Raw genomic sequence first — 24,466 nt, forward strand, 5'->3', positions numbered from 1 at the left:
CCGCCCACCCGTACCACCCCAGTTCCTCCGCCCGGCCCCGACCTAGCGGCTTGCACGCCGTCGTTCAGTGGGCCGTTTCAGCCCCTCCGGCGCCGGGTGCCACCCCTGGGGCAGGTGGGGGAAACCCCACCCCCTATCCGCCGGTGCACCTCATGGCCCGGGCCGCCCCCGGATCCGTAGGTTCGATGCATCGAGCACGGACAGGACTACGGAAGGGCTGGGCACGCCATGGGGCTGCGCAAGAAGAGGCAGCGGGGCCGGCAGGGCGCGACCCCCGCCCCCGAGCAGAGGGCACCGTACGGCGCCCCGGCCGACTGGGCGGTGGAGCTGCGCGACGTCCGCCGCCAGTACGGCCGCGGCACCCGCGCCGTGCACGCCCTGCGCGGCATCGACCTCGCCCTGCCCCGCGGCAGCTTCACCGCCGTGATGGGCCCCTCCGGCTCCGGCAAGTCCACGTTCCTGCAGTGCGCGGCGGGCCTGGACCGCCCCACGGGCGGCACCGTCCACCTCGGCGGCACCGAGATCACCGGCATGAGCGAGAACAAGCTGACGGCCCTGCGCCGCACCCGCCTGGGCTTCGTGTTCCAGGCCTTCAACCTGCTGCCCTCGCTCACCGTCGAGCAGAACGTCCTCCTGCCGATGCGCCTCGCGGGCCACCGCCCCGACCACCGCAAGGCCGCCGACGTGCTGGCCCGCGTGGGCCTCGGCGACAAGGGCAGGCGCCGCCCGGGCCAGCTCTCCGGCGGCCAGCAGCAGCGCGTCGCGATCGCCCGCGCCCTGGTGACCGAGCCGGACGTGGTGTTCGCGGACGAGCCGACGGGCGCCCTGGACACGACCACGGCCGCGGAGGTCCTCGGCCTGCTGCGCTCGGCCGTCGACGGCATGGGCGCCACCGTGGTGATGGTCACCCACGACCCCGCCGCGGCCGCGTACGCGGACCGCACGCTGTTCCTGGCCGACGGCGCGATCGTCGACCGCCTGGAGGGCGCGTCGGCCGCGCTGATCGCGGACCGGATGCGCACGCTGACCGCGCCCGCGGCCGCGCCCACGTACGCGGGAGCGGCGGCGGCATGAGCTTCGTCCCGAACGGCTTGGCCCGCGCGGCCGTCCGCTTCAAGCCCGCCGCGTTCGTGGGCACGTTCGTCGCGCTGATGATGGCGTCGCTGATCGTGTCCGCCTGCGGCATCCTCCTGGAGACGGGCCTGCGCGCCTCCGTGCCGCCCACCCGGTACGCGGACGCGCCCGTGGTGGCCGCGGCCGACCAGCGGGTCCACTTCGGCAGCGGCGACAACACCTCCACCGAGCCGGTCCCGGACCGCGCCCGCCTCGACGGCTCCCTGGTCGCGAAGGCCGCGGCGGTGCCGGGGGCGCGTACGGCCGTCGCGGACGTCACGTTCCCGGTCGCGCTCGCGGCGAAGGGCGGCGACAAGGCCCTGACCGCGCACGGCTGGGGAGCCACCGCCTTCACCGGCGAGCAGCTCAGCGCGGGCCGCGCGCCCGCCGCGGGCGAGGCGGTCCTGGCCGGCACCGGGGCCCGCGTCGGCGACCGCGTGACGCTGACCACGGCGGAAGGCCCGCGGACCGTCAGGGTCTCCGGCACGGTCGGCGGCGCCGCCGGGCCCACCGTCTGGTTCAGCGACGCCGAGGCGGTCCGCGCCTCCGGGCACCCGGGCCGCGTCGACGCGATCGCGGTCCTGCCCAAGGACGGCGTCACCGACGCGGCACTGAAGTCCCAGGTCGCCAAGGCCCTCGACGGCAAGGCGAAGGTGCACACGGGCGAGGACCGCGGCGGCGTCGAGGACCCCTCGCTCGTCGGCGCCGAGGAACTCCTCACCGGCCTCGGCGGCTCCTTCGGCGGCATCGCCGCGATGGTCGCCGTCTTCACCGCGGCGGGCACCGTCGCGCTCTCCGTCGGCCAGCGGGCCCGCGAGTTCGCCCTCCTGCGCGCGATCGGCACGACCCCGCGGCAGGTGCGCCGCACCATCGCCACCGAGACGCTGCTCGTCGCCCCGCTCGCGGGCGCCGCCGGCTGCCTCCCCGGCATCGCCCTGGCGAGCTGGTGGTTCGGCCAGCTCAAGGACCGCGGCGCGGTCCCGGAGGCGGTCGACCTCGCCGTGTCCTGGATTCCGCTGGTCACGGCGGCGGGCACGGCCGTGCTCACCGCCCTGTTCGCCGGGTACATGGCCGCGCGCCGCCCCTCCCGCATCAAGCCGGGGCAGGCCCTCAGCGAGGCCTCCGTGGAGCCGCTGCGGCCCGGCTGGATCCGGACGCCGCTCGGCGTCGCCGCGACCGTCGGCGGCATCGTCCTCTCCCGGGTCGCCGCCACCTCGACCGGCGACGACGCGGCGAACGCGGCCCTCGGCGTCGTCATGCTGTTCATGCTGGCCGTCGCGCTGCTCGGCCCGCTGGTGGCGCGCGGCTGCGCGGCCCTCTTCGGCCTGCCGCTGCGCGGCGCGGGCGCCTCCGCGTCCCTCGCGGCCGCCAACTCCCGTTCCAACGCCCGCAGGCTGGCCTCCGCGATCACCCCGATCGTCCTCGCCATGGCGTTCGCCTCCACGCTCGTCTTCATGCACACGAGCGAGGACAAGGTGGCGGCGGACCAGCAGCGGGACGGCATCACCGCCGACCACATCGTCACGTCCGCCGCGGGCTTCGGCCCCGGCGCCGTGCGCGAGGCGGCCGAGGCCCCCGAAGTGACCTCGGCGGTCGGCCTGTTGAAGACGTCCGTGCTCGTCCCCATGGGCTCCGGCGGCGACCGCTGGCTGCAGAGCGCGAGCGCCCAGGGCGTCACGGGCTCCGCCGCGGACCTCGCCGAGGTGCAGGACCTGAAGGTGGAGACCGGTGAACTGACCCTCCGCGAGGGCGAGATCGGCCTCGACGCGAACCTCGCGACCTCCGCGCACGTGAAGACCGGCGACCGCGTGGAGCTGCGCCTGCCCGACGGTACGAAGATCCGGCCGAAGGTGGCGGCGACGTACGCGCGCGGTCTCGGCCTGTCCCAGGTCACGCTGCCCGCGGCCGGGGTGCGGCAGCACGTCACGGCCGCCCTCGACACGGAGATCTGGACGAAGGGCGGCACGGCGGCCGCGCTGAAGTCCCTGGGAGCGGTCCACGACCGGGACGGCTACACCACCGCCCAGTCCGTCGACCGGGAGGTCAACGCCTGGGCCAACGGCGTCATGGCGGCCGTCCTCGGCGGCTTCGCGGCCGTCGCCGCCGCCAACACGCTGGTGATGACGGTCCTCGACCGGCGCCGCGAGCTCGGCATGCTGCGCCTGATCGGCTCGACCCGCAGCCAGGTGATGCGGATGATCCGCTGGGAGGCGCTCCTCGTGACCTGCGCGGGCGTGATCATCGGTACGGCCATCTCGCTCGCCACGCTGGTGCCGATGGTGAAGGGCCTCACCGGGGAGTCCCCGTACGTCCCGCCGCTGCTGTACGCGTCCTTCGCGGGCTCGGCGGTCCTCCTGGGCCTGCTCGCCACCACACTGCCGGCCCGCGCGGCACTGCGGCCGACCGGCTGACGCCTCCCGCCCACGAGCACAGCCCCAGGCTCCGAGCAACGTGTGCCTGGGGCTGTGCGGTACGGGGGGCTAACGCCCGGGTGAGCCCGCCCGCTCGCGGGCGACCTCCGTCGCGTCCCGCCGGAACGCCCACTCCATCCGCGGCTCCATCGCGAAGCGGAACGTCCGCCGCACCACCGGCGTGCACAGCGCCGTGACCACCGCGGCGGCCACCACGGACACGAACACCTCGCCCACCGGCCGGTGCAGCCACGGGTAGTCCTCGAACCAGCCCCAGAACCGGGAGCCCTTCGCGAGGAACCCGTGCAGCAGATATCCGTACAGGGTCCCCGCGCCGAGGACGGTGAACCACATCTTCCGCCGCGGCACCCACGCGAAGAAGCACGCCGTGAGGACCACGGAGCAGCCGAAGAGCGCCAGCGTCATGACGACGCCGACCCACCACGGCACGCCCAACTCCTGGGCGCTGTCGCGCCGGTAGAACCACACCGACGTCATCCGCGGCGCCGCCCAGTACGCGAGCAGGACCGCGCAGGCGAAGACGGCCACCGACAGGATCCGGACCTCGCGCCGCCGCACCAGCTGGAAGTGCTCGGGCTTCAGGAACAGGCCCAGGACGAAGAACGGCATGAACTGCAGGACCCGTTGGAGGTCCAGGTCGTCGCCGATGTCGGGGGAGATGACGGCGAGCAGCGCCACGCCGAGGGCGAGCGGCACCGGCCAGCGCACGACCTTCCACAGCGGGACCGTCAGGCGCCACACGAACAGGGCGATCAGGAACCAGGTCAGGTACCAGGGGTCCAGCAGGCTGATCGGCTGCGTCGGGTCGTCGTCCGCCCACCGCTTGAAGAGGGTGTAGGCGATCTCGAAGACGACGTACGGCACGGCGACGCCGGTCACCAGGCGTTTGAGCCGGTCGGTCCGCATGTCGAAACTGCGGGAGAAGTAGCCGGAGATCAGGATGAAGGCCGGCATGTGAAACGTGTACACGGTCATGTACAGCGCCTCGGCGGTACGGCTGTGATCCGTCAGCGGCTCCCACGCGTGGGCCATCGCGACGAGCACGATCGCCAGGTACTTGGCGTTGTCGAAGAACGCGTCGCGCTGCTTGGCGGGGCCGTCGGCGGAGCCGGTGCCGGGGCGCGGGGCGGGAGCGGCGGGGCGGGGGGAGTGCTGGGGGGAAGCGTGTTGGGGGGAGTGCGGGGCGCGCCGGGCGGGTGTCGTGGCGGCCGTCTCCTGTACGGGGGGCAGCGGTGCCCGGTGCCGGCCGTGCGGCTGCACGGAGTTCGTCACAGGCCCTCCCACCAGGAGCTCGGTGAGACGATCCGGGACCGCACTGCGCTTGCGGGGGTCGTGGCAGCGTGGAACATCTGGCGCACCCTAGCGCCGCCCCGCTCTTCCCGTAAAACTCTCGACTCATTCATCCGCTCAATGCCCCGCCAATGCGCTCGTAACGACGTCGACAACCCGGCCGGTACGCCGGTCCGTTCCGCGGGTCGGCGGCTCTCAGCTGGTTTGCCGGGATCCCGCAATTGAGCCTCGGGTACCCGGGGGGAAAGGACGAAAACGCACTGATCGCTGTCCGATACGTCACCACTCGTACCGCTTAAATCGTGCATAACGCCTGCGGGCGACTCCGGTGAAATGTCCGGTTGATCGGCCCGTGATGGGTTATGGGAGCCCCCGCGATGTGCTCTCGGCAACAATTCGAATTCCCGGTGAACTGCGGGTGAGGACGCTGTCGCGCACGGCCGTCGGGCGATGGCTGGCCATGGAAACGATCACGTCGAATTCGCCCTCCAGTGGAGCCGTCGAATTGCCGTACGGATCCGGGTGGTACCCGTGCGGCACGTGCCCCGCGACCCCCCGAGGCACGGACGGGACGGGTGCGTCACTGGTCAACGCGTGGCCGACGATGTGTCACCGGCCGCATAGGGCGGTCCTGTTGGTGGCACGATGGTTCCTGGCGGGGGTGTGCGGGGCCGTACCCCCCGGGCGGGAGAGCGACCGACCTAGGGTGTGATGAGTGTGGCCATTTCGCTGTCAGTGGTACTGCTGTTGGCGATCGTCCTCGTCTTGATGATTCGTCAGGGGAACATCAAGGTATGGCCCGCCATCGTCGCGGCGACTTTCGGCTTCACCCTCGCCTCGACGGGAATGGCAGACGACATCCAGGAGCTTCTCAACTCCTTGGCGGAGACCATCGGCGACATACAGTTCTGACGGCTGACGGCCGGCCACGGCGACGCTGGGGGGTCTAGGAGCGGTGGCGCTGCGGGAAACGGATCCCAAGGAGGTCGGCGGCTATCCGGTCGAGGACCGCCTCGGTTCGGGCGGGATGGGTGTCGTCTATCTCGCGCGCTCCGCGTCCGGGCGCCGCCTCGCGGTCAAGGTCGTGCACGCGCAGTACGCCGACGATCCGGAATTCCGCACCCGATTCCGCCGCGAGGTCGAGGCCGCGCGGCAGGTCAGCGGCGCCTTCACGGCCCCCGTCGTGGACGCCGACGCGGACGCGCCGAGCCCGTGGATGGCCACCCTCTACATCCCGGGCGAGAACCTGGGCGAGTACGTCCGCCGCCACGGCCCGCTGCCCGCCGAGCGCCTCCTGGAGCTCGCGGCGGGCCTCACCGAGGCGCTGCGCGACATCCACCGCGTGGGTGTCGTCCACCGTGATCTGAAACCGGCCAACGTGATGCTGGCCGAAGACGGCCCCCGCGTCATCGACTTCGGCGTCTCCCGCGCCGCCGAGGCCCTCGCGGGCGACCCCCTCACCCAGACCGGCCGCGTCATGGGCACGCCGCCCTACATGTCCCCCGAGCAGCTCACCTCGCCCCGCGACGTGGGCCCCGCCTCCGACGTCTTCTCCCTCGGCTCGGTCCTGGTCCACGCGGCCACAGGGCGTGGCCCCTTCGACGACGTCTCCCCGTACGAGACGGCGACCCGCGTGGTCGAGGGGGACGCCCGACTCGACGCCGTACCGGACGACCTGCGCGCCCTGGTCACCCTCTGCCTGGCCAAACACCCCAAGGAACGTCCCACCCCGGACGAACTCCTCGCCGTGCTGCGGGGCGACCCCGTGCCACCGCGCCCCGCGCCGCTCGCCGAAGACGGGGCCGCACCGCGCCCGCGCCGCCGGCGCCGCCTTGTGATCGCCGCGTCGGCGTGCGGCGCCCTGCTCGCCGGCCTCGCCGCCGGGCTCGTCATGTGGCTGCCGGGCGACGGCCCGCCCAGCGATCTGCCCGACGGCTGGCGGGCCTGGCAGAGCGAGCTCATCAGCGATGACGGCACCCCGGGCGGCTCCTTCGGCAGCTGTGCCGCGGCGGACGGCGGACTCATCTGCGCGGGCGACGGCGTCAAGGCCGTACGGCTGTCGCTCGCCACCGGCAAGAGGGAGTGGAGCCTGCCCGTCGACACCACCGACAGCGACGTCTCGCTCAGCGAAGGCGCCGTCATCGGCGCCTCCGGCCGTCGCGTCTTCGTCTACGGGAACAACAAGATCGCCAGCGGGAAGGACGACAGCGACCCCGACAACAACTACGCCATCCAGGCGGTCGACGCCCGGATCGGCCGCGTCCTGTGGTCCCGCCCCACCGAGCGCGGCCCCGACGCACAGGCGCCGGACCCGGATCCGGACGTCAGCGGGCACGCGGCTCGCACGGACGACGGCATCCTCACCGTGTACGGCGCCGCGGGGACCTCGTACGCCCTGTTGGACGAGGCCGATGGTGAGGTGCGCTGGAAGCGGCCCCTGCCGGTGCCCACGGGCGGGGACGCGACCTGTCAGGTGGCCGTGGCGGCCGGTGACGGCTACCTGCTCTGCTACGTCAGCACCAAGCGCGGAGACGTCACCCGTGTCCACCGTGTCGCCCCGTCCGACGGCAGGCCGAGCTGGACGGCCACGCTCGACGGGCAGCAGGATCTCGTCGGCCGGAGTGCCGACCGGCTCGTCTTCGTCAGCTCCGACTTGGAGGAGAAGGGCACCGGGGTCCTGACTGTCGACGTGGACACCCGCCTCCCGGATCCGGTGTCGCTGCCCCTGGAGCCGCCCGCGAGCGAGGTCGTGCTCGGTCGCGGCACCCTCTACTTCACGCGCCAAGGCGGTGGCGTGCGCGCCGTCGACCCGCTGACGAGACGCCTGAAGTGGGAGCGGGACTCCGGGGTGGAGTTCCCCGGCCCCCCGCTCGTCTCGGACGAGTACGTCTTCGTCGCCTCGCCCGGAGGCCGTCTCGCGGCCCTCGACCGCCGGACCGGCGACGTGCGGTGGAACCGCTCCGGCTCCGAGATCGCCGGTGGCGTCCTGGGCGTGGTCTCCGGTGTCCCTCCGACCCTCGTCGGCGACGCCCTCTACGTCCCCTACGGCATCCGCTCCGTCTACAGCGTCGACGTACGCGACCCCTGAAGCCCCGCGCGCGGGCGCGGTTACGGAACGCGGGGACGGGCGCGGACGCAAAAAGCCTCCGGCCCGGTGCTCAGGGGCGAACCTGGGCACCGGGCCGGAGGCCATGGAGCGGGCGACGGGAATCGAACCCGCGTAGCTAGTTTGGAAGACTAGGGCTCTACCATTGAGCTACGCCCGCACGGCTGGTGCAGCGCATCGCAGGTCAGCGAGCGCGGCACGGCATGCATCGTAGCGGGTCGCGGCGGTCGGCCGCACACCCCCACCCCCGCGCTCTTCCCACACCCCGATAAGCGGGCGCCGCACTGCCTGCGGGCATGTACCCTACGTGTCGCACCGACGGGGTGTGGCGCAGCTTGGTAGCGCGTCCGCTTTGGGAGCGGAAGGCCGTGGGTTCAAATCCCGCCACCCCGACCAGCAGGATCTCTCCAGCTCAGTGGCCGGTTCCCGGGTCGAAGATCCGGATGAGCCCGCTCCGCGGTCCGTCTTCGGCTCGTCTTTCAAGATCGCATTGTGGGTCGGCTCCCGCGTGCCGTTACTATGCAAGCTGTGTGCCCGTGTGTCTCTCTACCGGGCAGAAACCAAGCAGTCAGCCCACAAGGAGACCGAACCGTGAAGAGCGCCGTGGAGACCCTGAACCCGACCCGGGTTCGGCTCACTGTCGAGGTGCCCTTCGAGGAGCTCAAGGACAGCCTCGACGCGGCGTACAAGAAGATCAACCAGCAGGTCACGGTGAAGGGCTTCCGCAAGGGCAAGATCCCGGCCCGCGTCATCGACCAGCGGTTCGGCCGCGGTGCTGTGCTGGAGGAGGCCGTCAACGACGCCCTCCCGAAGTTCTACACGGAGGCGGTCAACGAGGCCGAGCTCAACGTCCTCGGCCAGCCCGAGGTCGACATCACCGAGCTGAAGGACAACGAGACCCTCAGCTTCACCGCCGAGGTCGACGTCCGCCCGACCATCGAGATCCCGGACTACTCCGGCATCGAGGTCGAGGTCGACGCGGTCGAGGTCAGCGACGAGGACGTCGACAAGGCCGTCGAGGAGCTGCGGGGCCGCTTCGCGTCCACCGCGCCCGTCGAGCGCGCCGCCGAGGACGGCGACGTCGTGACGGTCGACCTGGAGGCCAAGGTCGACGGCGAGGTCCTGGAGGACGGCGTCGCCAAGGGCGTCTCGTACACCATCGGCTCCGGCGAGCTCCTCGAGGGCATCGACGACGCCGTGACCGGCCTGGAGGCCGACGGCGAGGCCACCTTCACCTCCGAGCTGAAGGGCGGCTCCGCGGCGGGCAAGGAGGCCGAGGTCACCGTCAAGGTCACCCAGGTCGCCAAGCGCGAACTGCCGGAGCTGGACGACGACTTCGCGCAGCTGGCGTCGGAGTTCGACACCCTGGACGAGCTGAAGGCCGACAGCCGCAAGCGCCTGGAGACGGCCCGCCAGTTCGACCAGGCCACCCAGGCCCAGGAGCGCGTCCTGGACAAGCTCCTGGAGCTCGTCGAGGTGCCGGTCCCCGAGAAGCTGCTCGAGGACGAGGTCCGCACCCGCAAGCACAACCTGGAGCACCACCAGCTCGGCCAGATGGGCCTCGACCTCGCGAAGTACCTGGAGATCCAGGGCAAGACCGAGGAAGAGTTCGACGCCGAGACCAGCGAGCAGGCGGTCAAGGGCATCAAGACCCAGTTCATCCTCGACGAGCTGGTCAACAAGGAGAAGCTGAACGTGAACCAGGAGGAGCTCACCGAGCACCTCATGCGTCGCGCCCAGTCCTCCGGCATGAGCCCCGACCAGTTCGCCCAGGCCGTCGTCGAGGGCGGCCAGGTCCCGATGCTGGTCGGCGAGGTCGCCCGCGGCAAGGCCCTCGCGGTCGTCGTCGAGGCCGCCACGGTCAAGGACACGAACGGCGAGGTCGTGGACCTCGACGACGAGGACGACGCCGACTCCGCCGAGGGTGAGGCCGCCGAGGCCGCCGCCGACGCGGACAAGGCCGGTGAGGAGAAGGCCGAGGCCTGATCCCCCCAGTAGTACGTGAAGGGCCCCCGGGACACCCGTCCCGGGGGCCCTTCACGCCCCTGTGGGCGCCTTCCGGACGCGTCCGCGCGGGTGCGGCTCCGCGGTGGGCCGGGCGCGCGGTTCCCCGTGCCCCTTCGGGGCGCTGTCCGCAGGGCGTGCTACCTGCGCTCACAGCGAACAGTTGCCCTTGCGGGATTCCCCGAAGGGAGCCGCGCGTTAGGGTCCATGGATACGGGGGCAGTGGAGTCGTTGCCCTCAGAACGAAGATGCTGAGACGGCCGGTAGCCGTCAGAGACGAGCAGGTGGATACGTGACGAATCTGATGCCTTACGCAGCCGGTGAGCCGTCCATCGGTGGTGGCCTCGGCGACCATGTCTACAACCGGCTCCTCGGCGAGCGCATCGTCTTCCTCGGCCAGCAGGTCGACGACGACATCGCGAACAAGATCACGGCGCAGATGCTCCTGCTCGCGGCCGACCCGTCGAAGGACATCTACCTCTACATCAACAGCCCCGGCGGCTCGGTGACGGCCGGCATGGCGATCTACGACACCATGCAGTACATCCCGAACGACGTGGTCACGATCGGCATGGGCATGGCCGCCTCCATGGGCCAGTTCCTGCTGACCGGCGGCACCGCGGGCAAGCGCTTCGCCCTGCCGCACACGGACATCCTGATGCACCAGGGCTCCGCGGGCATCGGCGGCACCGCATCGGACGTCAAGATCCAGGCGGAGTACCTGCTGCGCACCAAGCAGCGGATGGCCGAGATCACCGCCCGCCACTCCGGCCAGACGGTCGAGGCGATCATCCGTGACGGTGACCGCGACCGCTGGTTCACCACCGAGGAGGCCAAGGAGTACGGCCTCATCGACGAGATCATCACCGCTGCTTCCGGTGTTCCGGGCGGCGGCGGCACGGGGGCCTGAGAAGGCGCCCAGGAGGCCCGAGAAGGCCTCCGACGGGGGCGCGCCACCGGCCCGCCCCAGCCGACCCAGCCCACGCTCATCACCAGGACGGAACACCTCAGATGAACAGCTTCCCCGTCAGCGGCCAGCCCACGGGCCTGCACACCGGCCCCCAGGTGGACAACCGTTACGTGATCCCGCGCTTCGTCGAGCGCACGTCGCAGGGCGTGCGTGAGTACGACCCGTACGCGAAGCTCTTCGAGGAGCGCGTGATCTTCCTCGGCGTCCAGATCGACGACGCCTCCGCCAACGACGTCATGGCGCAGCTCCTGTGCCTGGAGTCGATGGACCCCGACCGGGACATCTCGGTCTACATCAACAGCCCGGGCGGCTCCTTCACCGCCCTGACGGCCATCTACGACACGATGCAGTTCGTGAAGCCGGACATCCAGACGGTCTGCATGGGCCAGGCGTCCTCCGCCGCGGCCGTGCTCCTCGCCGCCGGCACCCCCGGCAAGCGGATGGCCCTGCCGAACGCGCGCGTGCTGATCCACCAGCCGTCCGGCGGCACCGGCCGCGAGCAGCTCTCCGACCTGGAGATCGCGGCCAACGAGATCCTGCGCATGCGCACGCAGCTCGAGGAGATGCTCGCCAAGCACTCCACGACGCCGATCGAGAAGATCCGCGACGACATCGAGCGCGACAAGATCCTCACCGCCGAGGACGCGCTGGCGTACGGCCTGATCGACCAGATCATCTCCACCCGCAAGATGAACAACGCCGCGGTCGCCTGATACTCGTCCGGGGAAACCGCAGCACCATCTGCCCGCTCCTTGGCGCGGTCGCGTCGGTCCGTGTCGATCTGCGACATTTCGTAGTTCTTCGCGGTTCCGCGTAACAGCGAACCGCGCCAAGGGGGGCCCGAACGGGGGGCCAGGCAAGGTACCGTCGGATACAAGGCACCAGGAGCCGCTGGACCAACGGCGTCTCCCAGGCGAAGGGGAAGCACACCGTGGCACGCATCGGTGACGGCGGCGATCTGCTCAAGTGCTCGTTCTGCGGAAAGAGTCAGAAGCAGGTCAAGAAGCTCATCGCAGGCCCGGGCGTGTACATCTGCGATGAGTGCATCGACCTCTGCAACGAGATCATCGAGGAAGAGCTCGCCGAGACGAGCGAGGTCCGCTGGGAAGAGCTGCCCAAGCCCCGCGAGATCTACGAGTTCCTCGAGGGGTACGTAGTCGGTCAGGAGCCCGCCAAGAAGGCGCTCTCCGTCGCCGTCTACAACCACTACAAGCGCGTCCAGGCCGGGGAGAACGGCGGCGCGCAGGGCCGCGAGGACGCCATCGAGCTGGCGAAGTCCAACATCCTGCTGCTCGGACCCACCGGCTCCGGCAAGACCCTGCTCGCCCAGACCCTGGCCCGCATGCTGAACGTCCCCTTCGCCATCGCGGACGCCACCGCGCTCACCGAGGCGGGATACGTGGGCGAGGACGTGGAGAACATCCTCCTCAAGCTCATCCAGGCCGCTGACTACGACGTCAAGAAGGCCGAGACGGGCATCATCTACATCGACGAGATCGACAAGGTCGCCCGGAAGAGCGAGAACCCGTCGATCACGCGTGACGTTTCGGGTGAAGGCGTCCAGCAGGCCCTGCTGAAGATCCTGGAGGGCACGACGGCCTCGGTCCCGCCGCAGGGCGGCCGCAAGCATCCGCACCAGGAGTTCATCCAGATCGACACGACGAACGTGCTGTTCATCGTGGGCGGTGCCTTCGCGGGCCTGGAGAAGATCATCGAGGCCCGGGCGGGTGCGAAGGGCATCGGCTTCGGCGCCACCATCCGCTCCAAGCGGGAGCTGGAGGAGAAGGACCAGTTCGAGGACATCATGCCGGAGGACCTGGTGAAGTTCGGGATGATCCCCGAGTTCATCGGCCGGCTGCCCGTCATCACCTCGGTCCACAACCTCGACCGCGAGGCCCTGCTCCAGATCCTCGTCGAGCCGCGCAACGCGCTGGTGAAGCAGTACCAGCGACTCTTCGAACTCGACGGTGTGGAGCTGGACTTCGAGCGCGAGGCCCTGGAGGCCATCGCGGACCAGGCGATCCTGCGCCAGACCGGCGCGCGCGGCCTGCGCGCCATCATGGAGGAGGTCCTCCAGTCGGTGATGTACGAGGTGCCGTCCCGCAAGGACGTCGCCCGCGTCGTCATCACGGCGGACGTCGTCCACTCGAACGTGAACCCGACCCTGGTGCCGCGCGAGGTGCGCGGCCCCGGCGCCGGAGAGCAGAAGTCGGCCTAGCCCGAAGCTGCCGCACCACACGAACAGCCAGGGGCGCCCGGCGAGTTGACCTCGCCGGGCGCCCCTGTCGCACGTACCGCTCAGCCGTGGCCGGGCGGTCGGCTCACTGCTTCACCCGGACCTCGGCGCGGAGCTTCTTCGCGATCTCCGCGGCATCGCCGAGCGAGGGGCTCTTGCCCGCCATGATGTCCGCGACCTCCATCGGCATGGAGAGACCGACCGTGCTGTGGTCGCCCCAGATGCACACGGCCATCCGTGCCTCCTTGGGCCCGGAGCCGGTGCTGCCGCTCACCCCTGAGCCCTTCTTGACGAGGGCCTCCTGGCACTTGAGGACGAAGCCGTCGGAGCTGAAGTCCTGCGGACTGCCCACCATTTCGCCGGAGTTGCCGCCGTCCGCGCTGTCCTTCTTCGCGTCCGCCTTGGCGTCGGCGAACATGGCGTCGACGGTCTTCTCGGGGTCCTTGATCTCCCCGTAGGCCCCGCCGAACTGGATCAGCTTGCCGCCCAGCGGGTTGGACTGGTCGCGCACCTCGTACCCGGCGTGCACGGACGTGGCGTTCTTCACCCCCTGCTCCTCGGCGTCGTCGAGGTCGTTGAAACCGCCCGACGCGGAGCCGCTGCCCTTCTTGTACTCGCCGAGCACGGTCTCGGGCGTGATCAGCTTGTGGGCCCCGTCGTCCTTGACGGCCACCGAGCCGCCGTCGTCGCCCCCGAGCACGAAGTACGCGCCCACACCGATCGCCGCGACGGCGGCGACGGCGGCGATGACGATCCCGGCCTTCTTGCCGCCGCTCTGCGCGGGCGGGGGAGGCGGCGGCAGCTGCCCGGGCACCTGCCCGTACGGGGCCTGCCCGTAGGGCGCCTGGGGCTGGCCGTAGGGGGCCTGGGGCGGCTGCCCGTACGGCGCCTGCGGCTGCCCGTAAGGGGCCTGTGGCGGCTGCCCGTAGCCGGGCTGCGGGGGCGGGCCCTGCGGGGGCTGCTGGCCGTACGGGCCCGGCTGGTAGTGGCTCATCGGGGGATTCCTCCGTGCTCGTGCTGTGCCGCCCCGTGCGGGGCCGGGGGTGCGCGCGAAGGGTCCGGCCGGAGCGACCGGCCGGACCCTTCGCTGGTGCTGTCTGACCCGGTGGGTCAGGCCTTGACGCGGACTTCCGTGCGGAACTTCGCCGTCTTCTCCGCGCCCTCGTCGAGGTCGGCGGACTTGCCGGCCATGACGTTGGCCATGTCCGCCGTGATGCCGACGCCGATGGTGCTCTTGTCACCCCAGATGCACGTCGCCATCGACATCTCCTTGGGGCCCTTGGCGCCGGTCGTCGACGCGCCGCCGAAGCTGTACTTCATCTCCTGGCACTTCATCGTGGCGCCGTCGAGCCCGGCGGGCTTGTACACCTCGGGGCTGCCGACCAGGGTGACCTTGGCGCCCCCGTTGTCCTGCGCGGCCTTCTTCTCGACCGAGCCGAACATCTTGTCGACGACCGCCTCGGGGTCCTCGATGTCGCCGTAGAGGCCGTTGAACTGGAAGAGCTTCTGCCCCAGCGGGTTGTCGTCGCTGCCGTACTCGTACTGGGCCTCGACGTCCTTGGCGTTCTTGACGCCGTGCTCCTCGGCCTCCCTGGCCTTCTCCGGGGACATGGCGTCGTCCTTGGCGCTGCCCGGCTTCAGCTTGTACGTGCCGTCCAGGACGGTGTCCGGCGTCGTCAGCTTGTGCGGGCCGTCGTCCTTGACCGCGACGGAGCCGCCGCCCTTGCCCGAGCCGCCGCCCTTGGCGGAGTCGTCGCTGTCGCTGTCGCCGCTGAAGAGGAAGTAGCCGCCGACCGCGATCGCCGCGACCACGGCGACCGCGCCGATGATCGCGCCGGTCTTCTTGCCGCTGCCTCCGCTCGGCGGCGGGGGCACCTGCCCGTAGGGCGCCTGGGGCGGCTGTCCGTAGGGTGCCTGCGGCTGGCCGTAGGGGGCCTGCTGGGGGTAGCCGGGCTGCTGCGGGGCCTGGGGCGGGTAGCCGTAGCCGGGCGGCGGGGTCTGGGGCGGCTGGCCGTAAGGTGCCTGCGGCTGGCCGCCGCCGTACGGTCCCGGCTGCTGCGGCTGCTGGCCGCCGTACGGGCCCGGCTGGTTGAAGCTCATTGCTGGGGGTTCCCTCCGTTAACTGCTGCTGCGAGCGTGCGCGCGCGTGTCACTTCTTCACGCGGGCCGCGTCGCGGTACTTGGCGGCGAGGTCGGCGACGTCGTCCGTCGCCATGCCCTTGCCCCCGGAGATGAAGGCGGCGGCGTCGGTGGCGGTCACCATGCCGAAGGTGCTCCGGTCGGCCCAGGCGCAGATCGGGATTTCCAGGCTCTTGCCGCCCTGGGCGACCTTGACGCTCTGGCACTTCATCAGCGCGTTGTCCAGGCCGCTGGGCGAGACCGACTCGGGGCTGCCCTGCCAGGTGACTTCTTCCTTCTCGCCGCTGTCGCCCTCGTCCTTCTCCTTCTCCGTCTCCTCGTGCATTTTGTCGAACGCGCCGTCGAGGGTCTTCTCCGGGTCGCTGATCTCGCCCCACATGCCGACGACGTTCATGCCCTTCGTCTTGAGCCCGGTGCCGGACTTGTAGTCCGCCTTGTCCTGCTCGGCGTTCTTGATCCCGATCGCGGCGGCGTCCTCCGTGTCGGCGTCGCCCAGCGGGCCGCCGGAGGAGCCCGACGACACGTCCTTCTGGTACTCGCCGACCGAGGCCGGGGACACCAGCTTGTGCGGCCCGTCGTCCGAGACCGAGCCGGAGCCGCCGTCGTCGCCCCCGAGCACGAAATACGCGCCGACGCCGATCGCGGCGACCGCCGCGACCGCGCCGATGACCAGGCCCGTCTTCTTGCCGCCGCCCCCGCTCGGCGGCGGGGGCGGCGGGACCTGTCCGTAGGGGGCCTGGGGCGGCTGCCCGTAAGGGGCCTGCGGCTGTCCGTAGGGCGCCTGCGGCTGGCCGTAGGGGGCCTGCTGCGGCGGGACGCCCTGCGGGGCCTGCTGGGGGTAGCCGTAGCCGGGCGGCGGGGCCTGGGGCGGCTGTCCGTACGGGGGCTGCGGGGGCTGGCCGCCGTACGGGCCCGGCTGCTGGGGCTGGCCGCCACCGTACGGACCCGGCTGCTGCGGCTGCTGACCGCCGTACGGGCCCGGCTGGTTGTAGCTCATGCTGAAGCTCCCCCTCGAACGCGTGTGTGCGCCTACGTTCTCCCGCACGTTTATGTGTTCCCGACATCCTGACCGACGTCGGGAGCACCGTGGGGCCCGGGGAGTCAACCGTTACTGATATTCCGGTTTCGGGACCGGTCTGTGACACCCCTAAACTGGGCCCGTGACCGAGAACACTCAGCAGCAGCCCCCAGCGACCACCCCCGAGCTCCCGACGCAGTACGCACCGGCCGAGGTAGAGGGGACGCTGTACGAGCGCTGGGTAGAGCGCGGTTACTTCGACGCGGACGCGAAGAGCGACAAGGAGCCCTTCACCGTCGTCATCCCCCCGCCGAACGTCACCGGCAGCCTGCACCTGGGCCACGCCTTCGAGCACACCCTCATCGACGCTCTCACCCGCCGCAAGCGCATGCAGGGCTACGAGGTGCTGTGGCAGCCCGGCATGGACCACGCCGGCATCGCCACCCAGAACGTGGTCGAGCGCGAGCTCGGCAAGGAGGGCAAGTCCCGCCACGACCTCGGCCGCGAGGCCTTCGTCGAGCGCGTCTGGAAGTGGAAGGGCGAGTCCGGCGGCCAGATCTCCGGCCAGATGCGCCGCCTCGGCGACGGCGTCGCCTGGTCCCGCGAGCGCTTCACCATGGACGAGGGCCTCTCCCAGGCCGTCCAGACGATCTTCAAGCGGCTCTACGACGACGAGCTGATCTACCGCGCCGAGCGCATCATCAACTGGTGCCCCCGCTGTCTGACCGCCATCTCCGACATCGAGGTGGAGTACCAGGACGACGACGGCGAGCTCGTCTCCATGAAGTACGGCGAGGGCGACGAGACGATCGTCGTCGCCACCACCCGCGCCGAGACCATGCTGGGTGACACCGCCGTCGCCGTGCACCCCGAGGACGAGCGGTACAAGCACCTGGTCGGCAAGCAGATCAGGCTGCCGCTGACCGACCGCTCCATCCCCGTCGTCGCCGACGAGCACGTCGACCCGGAGTTCGGCACCGGCGCCGTCAAGGTGACCCCGGCGCACGACCCGAACGACTTCGAGATCGGCCAGCGCCACGACCTGCCGAACATCACGGTCATGGACGAGCACGCGGTCATCACCGTCCCCGGCCCCTTCCAGGGCCTGGACCGCCTGGAGGCCCGCTCCGCCATCGTCGGCGCGCTGCGCGCCGAGGGCCGCATCGTCGCCGAGAAGCGCCCGTACGCGCACTCGGTCGGCCACTGCTCGCGCTGCAAGACCACCATCGAGCCGCGCCTGTCCATGCAGTGGTGGGTCAAGGTCGGCCCGCTCGCCAAGGCCGCGGGTGACGCGGTCCGCGACGGCCAGGTCAAGATCCACCCGCAGGAGATGGAGAAGCGCTACTTCGACTGGGTCGACAACCTCCACGACTGGTGCATCTCGCGCCAGCTGTGGTGGGGCCACCGCATCCCCGTCTGGTACGGCCCGAACGGCGAGATCGTCTGCGTCGGCCCCGACGACGAGGCGCCCACCGGCGAGGGCTGGACGCAGGACACCGACGTCCTCGACACCTGGTTCTCGTCGGGCCTGTGGCCGTTCTCCACGCTCGGCTGGCCGGAGCAGACCGAGAGCCTCGCGAAGTTCTACCCGAACTCCGTCCTGGTCACCGGCTACGACATCCTCTTCTTCTGGGTCGCCCGGATGATGATGTTCGGCCTGTACGCGATGGACGGCACCCCGCCGTTCCACACCATCGCCCTGCACGGCATGGTCCGCGACCAGTTCGGCAAGAAGATGTCGAAGTCCTTCGGGAACGCGGTCAACCCGCTCGACTGGATGGACAAGTACGGCTCTGACGCCCTGCGCTTCACCCTCGCGCGCGGCGCCAACCCCGGCGTCGACGTGCCGATCGGCGAGGACTGGGTCCAGGGCTCCCGCAACTTCGCCAACAAGATCTGGAACGCGACCCGCTTCGCGCTGATGAACGGCGCCACGGTCGAGGGCCCGCTGCCGGACGCCGCCGAGATGTCGGCGACCGACCGCTGGATCCTCTCCCGCCTCAACACCGTGGTCGCCGAGGTCGACGCGTACTACGAGGACTACCAGTTCGCGAAGCTCTCCGACGCCCTGTTCCACTTCGCGTGGGACGAGGTCTTCGACTGGTACGTGGAGCTGTCCAAGACCACGTTCATGGCGGGCGGCCCGGCCGCAGAGGTCAGCAAGCGCGTCCTCGGCGAGGTCCTCGACGTCACGCTGCGCCTGCTCCACCCGGTCGTGCCGTTCGTGACGGAGACCCTGTGGACCACGCTGACCGGCGGCGAGTCCGTGGTCATCGCCGACTGGCCCCAGGACAGCGGCTTCCGTGACGCGGGTGCCGAGAAGGAGATCGCCTCCGTCCAGGACCTGGTCACCGAGGTCCGCCGGTTCCGCGCCGACCAGGGCCTCCAGCCCGGTCAGAAGGTGCCCGCCCGGCTGACCCTGGACGGCACGCCGTTCGCGCCGCACGAGGCCGCCGTCCGCCAGCTGCTGCGCCTCCAGCCGGAGGGCGAGAGCTTCGCGGCGACGGCGACCCTGCCGGTCGCGGGCGCCACGGTCGCGCTCGACCTGTCCGGCACGATCGACGTGGCGGCCGAGCGCAAGCGCCTTGCCAAGGACCTGGCCGCCGCCGAGAAGGAGAAGGCCCAGGCCACCGCCAAGCTCGGCAACGAGGCGTTCCTGGCGAAGGCCCCGGACCAGGTGGTCGACAAGATCCGCGGCCGCCTCGCCAAGGCCGAAGAGGACATCGCCCGCCTCCAGACCCAGCTGGACAACCTCCCGGCGGCGTAAGGCGGTTCGCCCCGCGGGCACGCGAAGGCGCCCGGAACTCCCACGAGTTCCGGGCGCCTTCGCGTACCCCCACCGCCGTTACGCCTCCGTGGCGACCGGCCCCGTCCCGACCGCCTCCGCGTTGCGGCGCGTCTTCGCCCAGCCGTTGCGGCCGCGCAGCAGGCGCAGGAAGCCGCGCGCCGCCACGATGAACACGTGGTACGCGTACACCCACAGCGCCAGGCCCCACAGCAGTCCGGTGAGCCGGGAGCGGTCGGGCGCGTAGTCGCGGCGGTAGAGCGGACCCCAGGCCACGAACGGCAGCACCGAGAGGGCGGACAGGACCAGGATCAGCGGCCACGCGCCGAGGAACGCGTCGCGCATCGAGCCGCCGATGACGACGCTGCCGAGCAGCAGCACGCTCAGGACGAGCGTGGCGACGTGCGCGAGGGGCTGCATGAACGTGTACAGGGTCTCCAGGACGCCGCGGCCCGAGTAGTGCCGCGAGGCGACGATGCGCGGCGCGTACCGCACGCACTGGAGGTTGCCCTGCGCCCAGCGGGTGCGCTGGGTGAGGAAGCGGCGAAGGCGCGGCAGGCCCTCCTGGGAGACGTAGGTGTCGGCGATGTGCGCGATCCGGTAGCCGCCGAGGATCATGTGCAGGCCCAGCTCGTAGTCCTCCAGGAGCGCGTCGCGCTGCCAGGGGCGGCGCTCGGCGGCGGCGATGTGGTCGAGGGCGGTGAGCCGGGTGAACTGGCCGTTGCCGCCCAGGCCCACGGAGCCGGTGCGGCCGCGCAGCAGCTGCATGCCCGCGTTGGACACGGCGAACTCCATGTCCTGCATGCGCACCAGGAGCCGCGCCACGGCGTTGGCGAGGCGCCCGCGCTCGGGCAGCGGCGGCCGCTCCTCGTCGACGTTCCGCATCCGCACGCTGACCTGTACGCCGCCCACCTCGGGGTCGCCGAACCCGGCGGGGCCGCTGACCCGCGCGAGCGCGTCGGGGGCGAGCCGCCCGTCGGCGTCCACGACGCACACGACGACCTGGGAGCGGTCGGTGCCCTCGGGCAGCGACGCGTTCAGCGCCGCGTACGCGGAGTTGAGGGCCGCGCCCTTGCCGATGCGGGCGTCGGGGCGGCGCCGCGACACCAGGTGCACCTGGGCGTCGTCCGCGGCGAGCGCGCTCACGACGGCCGCGGTGGCGTCGTCGCTGTCGTCGTCGACGACCCACACGTGCGAGGCCGGGAAGTCGGCCCGCAGTTGGGCGACGGTCGTGCCGATGACGGTCTCCTCGTCGCGGCACGGCACGAAGAAGTGCCAGGTGAAGGGGGCGGAGTCGGACATCGGCACGGCGGGGCGGCGTACGTAGGCGTGGCGGGCGCCGGCCCAGTACAGCAGGAAGCAGGCGAGCAGGAAGAACGGCAGGGCGTAGAGCAGGACGTGGGGGGTGAGCATCGGGTCCTCGTGCGGTGGGGGACGGGGCGGAGCGGGGTCAGGCGGCGGTGGTGAGCTCGCGCTCGGCGTGGCCCGCGGCCAGCGCGCCGAGGAGGACGGCGATCCGCTGCGAGGCGAGCCCGTCGCCGAAGGGGGACGGCAGCTCGGCGAGGTGCCGCAGACCGGCCTGGCCGTCCGCGAGGCGGCGGCGCGCCGCGCGGCCGATCTCCCGGCCCGGCGGGACGAGCTCCGCGAACCCGGCGTCCATGGCCTCGGGCCGCTCCGTGGACCGGCGTACGACCACCAGGGGGCGGCCGAGGACGGTGGTCTCCTCCTGGATGCCGCCCGAGTCGGACACGATGACGGCGGCGTGCCGGGCGAGGGCGAGGAACTCGCCGTAGCCGAGGGGCGCCAGCTCGGTGAGCGGTTCGAGCAGGTGCGTGAGCCCGGCCGACTCGATCCGGGCGCGGGTGCGCGGGTGCACGGCGAACAGGACCGGCAGCTCGTCGGCGAGGGATGCGAGCTCGCGCAGGATGGCGGCGAGCGCGGCGGGGTCGTCGGTGTTCTCCGGGCGGTGCGCGGTGGCGAGGACGTAGCGGTCGGCGCTCACGCCGTGCGCGGCGAGCAGCGCGGCGCGCTCGTCGGCGGCGGGCAGGTGCTCCTGGACGGCCTCGACGACGGTGTTGCCGGTGACGGTGATCCGGCCCGCCGGGACCGACTCGGCGCGCAGCAGGTCGCGGTTGTCCTCGGTGGCCGCGCAGAGCACGTCGGCGAGCTGGTCGATGACGACGCGGTTGTGCTCCTCGGGCATCGCCCGGTCGTGGCTGCGCAGGCCCGCCTCGACGTGCACGAGCGGGATGCACCGGGCGTTGGCGGCGAGCGCCCCGGCCAGGGCGGCGTTGGTGTCGCCCTGCACCACCACGGCCAGCGGCGCCTCCTCGGCGAACAGGGCGTCGAGCTGGGCCAGGGCCGCGGAGATCTGCACGGCGCGGGGCTTGCCGCCGATGCCGTCCAGGAGGGTGGGCTCGGGCAGGCCCAGCTCGGTGAGGAACCGGCCGGAGAGCGCGGCGTCGTAGTGCTGACCGGTGTGCACCAGGTGCGCGGCCGGGCCGAGGATGCGGACCAGGTGGGCGATCTTCACCAGCTCGGGGCGGGTGCCGATGACGATCGCGACGGAGCGGGGCGGGAGGGTGGCGGCGGGCAACGGGGCTCCTGGCGGGTGGGGCGGTGCGGAATCAGGAGCCTGTGGGGTGTGGGTTGCGGGGGTGGCTCGCCTTCGGTTGCCGAACGGTTGCGGCGCCTGCGGCCGCGCCTTTTCGGGGCGAAGGCCCCGGCCCACAGGTCCTGCCCGGCCGGGACTTAGGTCCCGCGTGGGACGCCCCAGACGGTGTCGCTCGCGGCAGATTTCTCAGCCCCTCCGGCGTTTGAGGAGCGGGGTCTGGGGCGGAGCCCCAGGTCGGGAAGGGGCGGGTCAGGGGCGCCCCGCGAGGGCAGCCGCCTCAGCCCTCGCCCCGGTAGCGGTAGCCGAGGCCCCGTACCGACTCCAGGGGATCGTCTCCCTCACCCACCGCGAGCTTGCGCCGCAACCGCAGGACCGCGAACTTCACCCGCTCCCGCCCGGTCCCACCCGGATCGTCCCAGACGAGGTCGAGCAGTTGCTCGGTGGTGACGACCCGCCCCCGGTTGCGGACGAGGACCTCCAGGAGCCGGTACTCGATCGCGCTCAGGCGCGTCTCGTGGCCCTGCCACACCGCCGACCGCCGCTCGGGCACGAGGCGCAGGCCCGCCTCGACGTAGTCGCCCCGCCACTGCCCGGGGTTGGAGCGCCGCAGGAGTGCCTCCACGCGGGCGAGCAGCTCCACGTGGTCGAAGGGCTTGCACAGGTAGTCGTCGGCGCCGGAGCGCAGGCCGCGGACGCGCTCGGCGGGGCTGGTGCGGCCGGACAGGATGAGGACGGGCAGGTCGGTGAGGTCGCGGGTGCGGTCGAGCACCTCCCAGCCGTCAAGGCCCGGCAGGACCAGGTCGAGCACCATGAGCGCGGGCCGCCGGGCGAAGAGCAGCTTGAGCGCGGCCTGCCCGTCGTCCGCGGCGACGACGTCGTATCCGGCGCGGGTGAAGAGGACCCGCAGGGCGAGTCCCAGGTCGGGGTCGTCCTCGACGAGCAGCAGGCGGGTCATGCCGGGCCGGTCCCGGGCGGGCCGCCGAGCGGCAGCCACACCTCCACGCCGGTGCCGTGCCCTTCGTCGCTGTGGACGGTGACCGTGCCGGAGTGCAGCCGCACGGCGTCGCGTACGACGCTCAGGCCGAGGCCGGTGCCCGGGTAGGGGCCGCGGCGGGCGTTCGGGGCGCGGACGAACTCGGTGAAGACCTCCTCCTGGAACTCCTTGGGGATGCCGATGCCGCTGTCGGCGACGGTGATCCGCCAGCCGGGCGGCGGATCGCCGTCGGTGTCGCCGGGGCCGTGGCACGGTCGGGCGGTGACGGTGACGGTGCCGCCGGCGGGGGTGAACTTCACGGCGTTGTCGAGCAGCGCGGTCAGCGCCCGCTCCAGCTGGTCGGCGTCGGCGGTGAGCGGCGGCGGCTCGCCGCCGGGCAGGTCGAGGGCCACGAAGACGCCGTCGCGGGTGGCCCACGGGGTGATGTCGTGCACCAGGCGGGCGAGGAGGCGGCCCGGGTCGAGCGGGGCGAAGGACGGCGGGGCGCCGCTCGCGGCCTCCGCGTACCGGTGCAGGAGCCCGTCGGCCATGTCCTGCATGCGGGTCGCGGCCCGCCGGATCGTGTCCAGGTACGAGCGCTGCACCTCGTCGAGGGCGCCGGTGGCGGGGTCGGTGAGCAGTTCGCAGAAGGTGAGCACGGTGGCCAGCGGGGTGCGCAGCTCGTGCGAGGTGCGGGCGGCGAACTCGGCGCGGTCGCGGGCCAGTTCGCCGAGCGTGTCGATGTGCCGGTGCAGATCGGCCTCGTACCGGCGCTGCTCGGTGACGTCCTCGACGAGCCACAGGACGCCCAGGTGCTGCTCGCCCGCGTCGATGGGCTGGCGGCTGCGGCGCAGCGTGCGCCCGTCGCGCAGCCGGAGCTCGGCCTTGCGGACGAACTGCCCGCGCAGCGTCGGCAGCGCGGCGGCTTCGTGCTCCGGGAGCAGCCGCACCACGGCGTCCGCGATGGGGTCGGCGGGCGCGCCCGTGGAGGTGTCGACGCCGTGCAGCCCGCAGACCTCGGTGAACTGCGGGTTGGCCGCCACGACCCGGCCGTCGTCCCCGACGAGCAGCGCCCCCATCGGGATGGCCCGCAGCACGGCCGCGGAGAACGGGGCGTGCAGGCCCCGGGGTTCGGTCGGCACGCGCCCGGCCTAACCGGCGGGCTCGACCACGAGCGGGCCGAGCGGTTCCGGGCCGGGGGCGAGGCCGAGCCGCTCCAGCTCGGCGTCCGCGAGCGCGTCCAGGGTGCGCGGGTCGGCGGTGCGCCAGCCCTCGGCGAGGCTGCCGGGGGTCGCGTCCGGCAGGGCGGCGGCGGTCGCGGCCACCTCGTCGAGGGGGCGGAGCAGCGCGCGCAGGGCGAGCAGCTCGCGCCCGTTGGCGAAGGCCGCGAGTTCGCGGGCGGCGGCGGCCTGCCGCACCCAGCGCACCCGGCGCGGCAGCCAGACGGCGAGGACGAGGCCGATGGGCAGCAGGAACAGGCTGGCGGCGGCCACGGCGAGCGTGGCCCGCAGCGTCACCGGGTCGACGGCGTCGACGAAGCCGACCACCGAGCGCAGCGCCGCGTCCACGTCGTCGCCGACGACGGGTAGGCGCGCGGCGGGCGACCACGAAGAGGCGACGCCGGAGTCGGGGCCTGGGTGGCTGAGCAGCGCGGCGAGGCGGTAGGCGACGAGGGCGGCGGCGGTCCACAGCGCGGTCCACAGCAGGACGGCCAGGTCCCCGGCGAGCTGACGGGTCCTGCGACCCGGATTCTGGGCATACCACATGGTCCGATTGGAACGCCGGT

The 24,466-nt window shown here is 72.1% G+C and carries 18 protein-coding genes and 2 tRNA genes; 10 read left to right on the forward strand and 10 right to left on the reverse strand.

Annotated features, from left to right (window positions below):
* The first annotated feature begins 228 nt into the window (after nucleotides 1–228).
* Nucleotides 229–1,074 (forward strand): ABC transporter ATP-binding protein, encoded by an 846-nt coding sequence (locus IG74_RS0111335; RefSeq protein WP_030673824.1) that lies wholly within the window; start codon nucleotides 229–231, stop codon nucleotides 1,072–1,074.
* Entirely contained in the window at nucleotides 1,071–3,524 is a 2,454-nt protein-coding gene (locus IG74_RS0111340) for an FtsX-like permease family protein (protein ID WP_030673827.1), read from the forward strand. Before IG74_RS0111335 ends, IG74_RS0111340 begins: the two co-directional genes overlap by 4 nt.
* A gap of 69 nt (nucleotides 3,525–3,593) precedes the next feature.
* Here IG74_RS0111340 and IG74_RS0111345 read toward each other — a convergent pair whose 3' ends face one another.
* Entirely contained in the window at nucleotides 3,594–4,817 is a 1,224-nt protein-coding gene (locus tag IG74_RS0111345; protein WP_030673830.1) for an acyltransferase family protein, read from the reverse strand.
* A gap of 735 nt (nucleotides 4,818–5,552) precedes the next feature.
* On the opposite strand from IG74_RS0111345, the gene IG74_RS0111350 reads away from it, so the two are divergent.
* Both IG74_RS0111350 and IG74_RS0111355 read left to right on the forward strand, forming a co-directional pair.
* Complete coding sequence (locus tag IG74_RS0111350; protein ID WP_030673834.1) at nucleotides 5,553–5,747, forward strand: hypothetical protein; 195 nt, start codon at nucleotides 5,553–5,555, stop codon at nucleotides 5,745–5,747.
* 43 nt (nucleotides 5,748–5,790) lie between these two features.
* Nucleotides 5,791–7,923 (forward strand): serine/threonine-protein kinase, encoded by a 2,133-nt coding sequence (locus tag IG74_RS0111355; RefSeq protein WP_037825070.1) that lies wholly within the window; start codon nucleotides 5,791–5,793, stop codon nucleotides 7,921–7,923.
* A 104-nt stretch (nucleotides 7,924–8,027) separates the two neighbouring features.
* On the opposite strand, the gene IG74_RS0111360 is transcribed toward IG74_RS0111355, so the two are convergent.
* A tRNA-Gly gene (locus IG74_RS0111360) sits at nucleotides 8,028–8,101 on the reverse strand.
* A 159-nt stretch (nucleotides 8,102–8,260) separates the two neighbouring features.
* Between IG74_RS0111360 and IG74_RS0111365 the strand changes: the two genes are divergently transcribed.
* The 5 genes from IG74_RS0111365 (at nucleotide 8,261) to clpX (ending at nucleotide 13,133) form a co-directional block, all read left to right on the forward strand.
* Nucleotides 8,261–8,337, forward strand: a tRNA-Pro gene (locus IG74_RS0111365).
* A gap of 195 nt (nucleotides 8,338–8,532) precedes the next feature.
* Nucleotides 8,533–9,927: a trigger factor gene (gene tig / locus IG74_RS0111370; protein WP_030673840.1), complete on the forward strand. Its 1,395-nt coding sequence runs from the start codon at nucleotides 8,533–8,535 to the stop codon at nucleotides 9,925–9,927.
* A gap of 322 nt (nucleotides 9,928–10,249) precedes the next feature.
* Nucleotides 10,250–10,855 carry an ATP-dependent Clp protease proteolytic subunit gene (locus tag IG74_RS0111375; protein WP_030673842.1) on the forward strand — a complete coding sequence of 202 codons (606 nt, stop codon included), beginning with the start codon at nucleotides 10,250–10,252 and terminating at the stop codon, nucleotides 10,853–10,855.
* Between the two features lie 101 nt (nucleotides 10,856–10,956).
* Nucleotides 10,957–11,628: an ATP-dependent Clp protease proteolytic subunit gene (locus tag IG74_RS0111380; protein ID WP_030673846.1), complete on the forward strand. Its 672-nt coding sequence runs from the start codon at nucleotides 10,957–10,959 to the stop codon at nucleotides 11,626–11,628.
* 218 nt (nucleotides 11,629–11,846) lie between these two features.
* The gene (gene clpX / locus IG74_RS0111385; protein ID WP_030673850.1) at nucleotides 11,847–13,133 is read left to right on the forward strand and encodes an ATP-dependent Clp protease ATP-binding subunit ClpX; all 1,287 of its coding nucleotides are present in this window, start codon (nucleotides 11,847–11,849) and stop codon (nucleotides 13,131–13,133) included.
* Between the two features lie 103 nt (nucleotides 13,134–13,236).
* Here clpX and IG74_RS0111390 read toward each other — a convergent pair whose 3' ends face one another.
* The 3 genes from IG74_RS0111390 to IG74_RS0111400 all read right to left on the reverse strand — a co-directional run bounded on the left by IG74_RS0111390 (nucleotide 13,237) and on the right by IG74_RS0111400 (nucleotide 16,287).
* A complete protein-coding gene (locus IG74_RS0111390) occupies nucleotides 13,237–14,145 on the reverse strand; it encodes a hypothetical protein (protein WP_030673853.1) in 909 nt (302 codons plus the stop codon).
* 116 nt (nucleotides 14,146–14,261) lie between these two features.
* Complete coding sequence (locus IG74_RS0111395; protein WP_030673856.1) at nucleotides 14,262–15,251, reverse strand: hypothetical protein; 990 nt, start codon at nucleotides 15,249–15,251, stop codon at nucleotides 14,262–14,264.
* 49 nt (nucleotides 15,252–15,300) lie between these two features.
* Nucleotides 15,301–16,287, reverse strand: a complete 987-nt coding sequence (locus tag IG74_RS0111400; protein WP_030673858.1) for a hypothetical protein — start codon at nucleotides 16,285–16,287, stop codon at nucleotides 15,301–15,303.
* Nucleotides 16,288–16,450: 163 nt separating this feature from the next.
* Here IG74_RS0111400 and IG74_RS0111405 point away from each other — a divergent pair, with 163 nt between their 5' ends.
* Nucleotides 16,451–19,075 (forward strand): valine--tRNA ligase, encoded by a 2,625-nt coding sequence (locus tag IG74_RS0111405; RefSeq protein WP_030673861.1) that lies wholly within the window; start codon nucleotides 16,451–16,453, stop codon nucleotides 19,073–19,075.
* 78 nt (nucleotides 19,076–19,153) lie between these two features.
* On the opposite strand, the gene IG74_RS0111410 is transcribed toward IG74_RS0111405, so the two are convergent.
* The 5 genes from IG74_RS0111410 to IG74_RS0111430 all read right to left on the reverse strand — a co-directional run bounded on the left by IG74_RS0111410 (nucleotide 19,154) and on the right by IG74_RS0111430 (nucleotide 24,446).
* Nucleotides 19,154–20,506, reverse strand: coding sequence for a glycosyltransferase family 2 protein (locus IG74_RS0111410; RefSeq protein ID WP_030673865.1), 1,353 nt, complete (start codon nucleotides 20,504–20,506; stop codon nucleotides 19,154–19,156).
* A gap of 37 nt (nucleotides 20,507–20,543) precedes the next feature.
* Nucleotides 20,544–21,689, reverse strand: coding sequence for a non-hydrolyzing UDP-N-acetylglucosamine 2-epimerase (wecB, locus tag IG74_RS0111415; protein WP_030673868.1), 1,146 nt, complete (start codon nucleotides 21,687–21,689; stop codon nucleotides 20,544–20,546).
* 295 nt (nucleotides 21,690–21,984) lie between these two features.
* Nucleotides 21,985–22,662, reverse strand: coding sequence for a response regulator transcription factor (locus IG74_RS0111420; protein WP_030673871.1), 678 nt, complete (start codon nucleotides 22,660–22,662; stop codon nucleotides 21,985–21,987).
* A complete protein-coding gene (locus tag IG74_RS0111425) occupies nucleotides 22,659–23,822 on the reverse strand; it encodes a PAS domain-containing sensor histidine kinase (RefSeq protein WP_051854796.1) in 1,164 nt (387 codons plus the stop codon). Before IG74_RS0111425 ends, IG74_RS0111420 begins: the two co-directional genes overlap by 4 nt.
* A 9-nt stretch (nucleotides 23,823–23,831) precedes the next feature.
* On the reverse strand, nucleotides 23,832–24,446 hold the full coding sequence (locus tag IG74_RS0111430) for a hypothetical protein (RefSeq protein WP_030673877.1): 615 nt from the start codon (nucleotides 24,444–24,446) through the stop codon (nucleotides 23,832–23,834).
* Nucleotides 24,447–24,466 lie beyond the last annotated feature (20 nt).

It is taken from the genome of Streptomyces sp. NRRL B-1347, assembly GCF_000720325.1.
Lineage (GTDB): Bacteria > Actinomycetota > Actinomycetes > Streptomycetales > Streptomycetaceae > Streptomyces.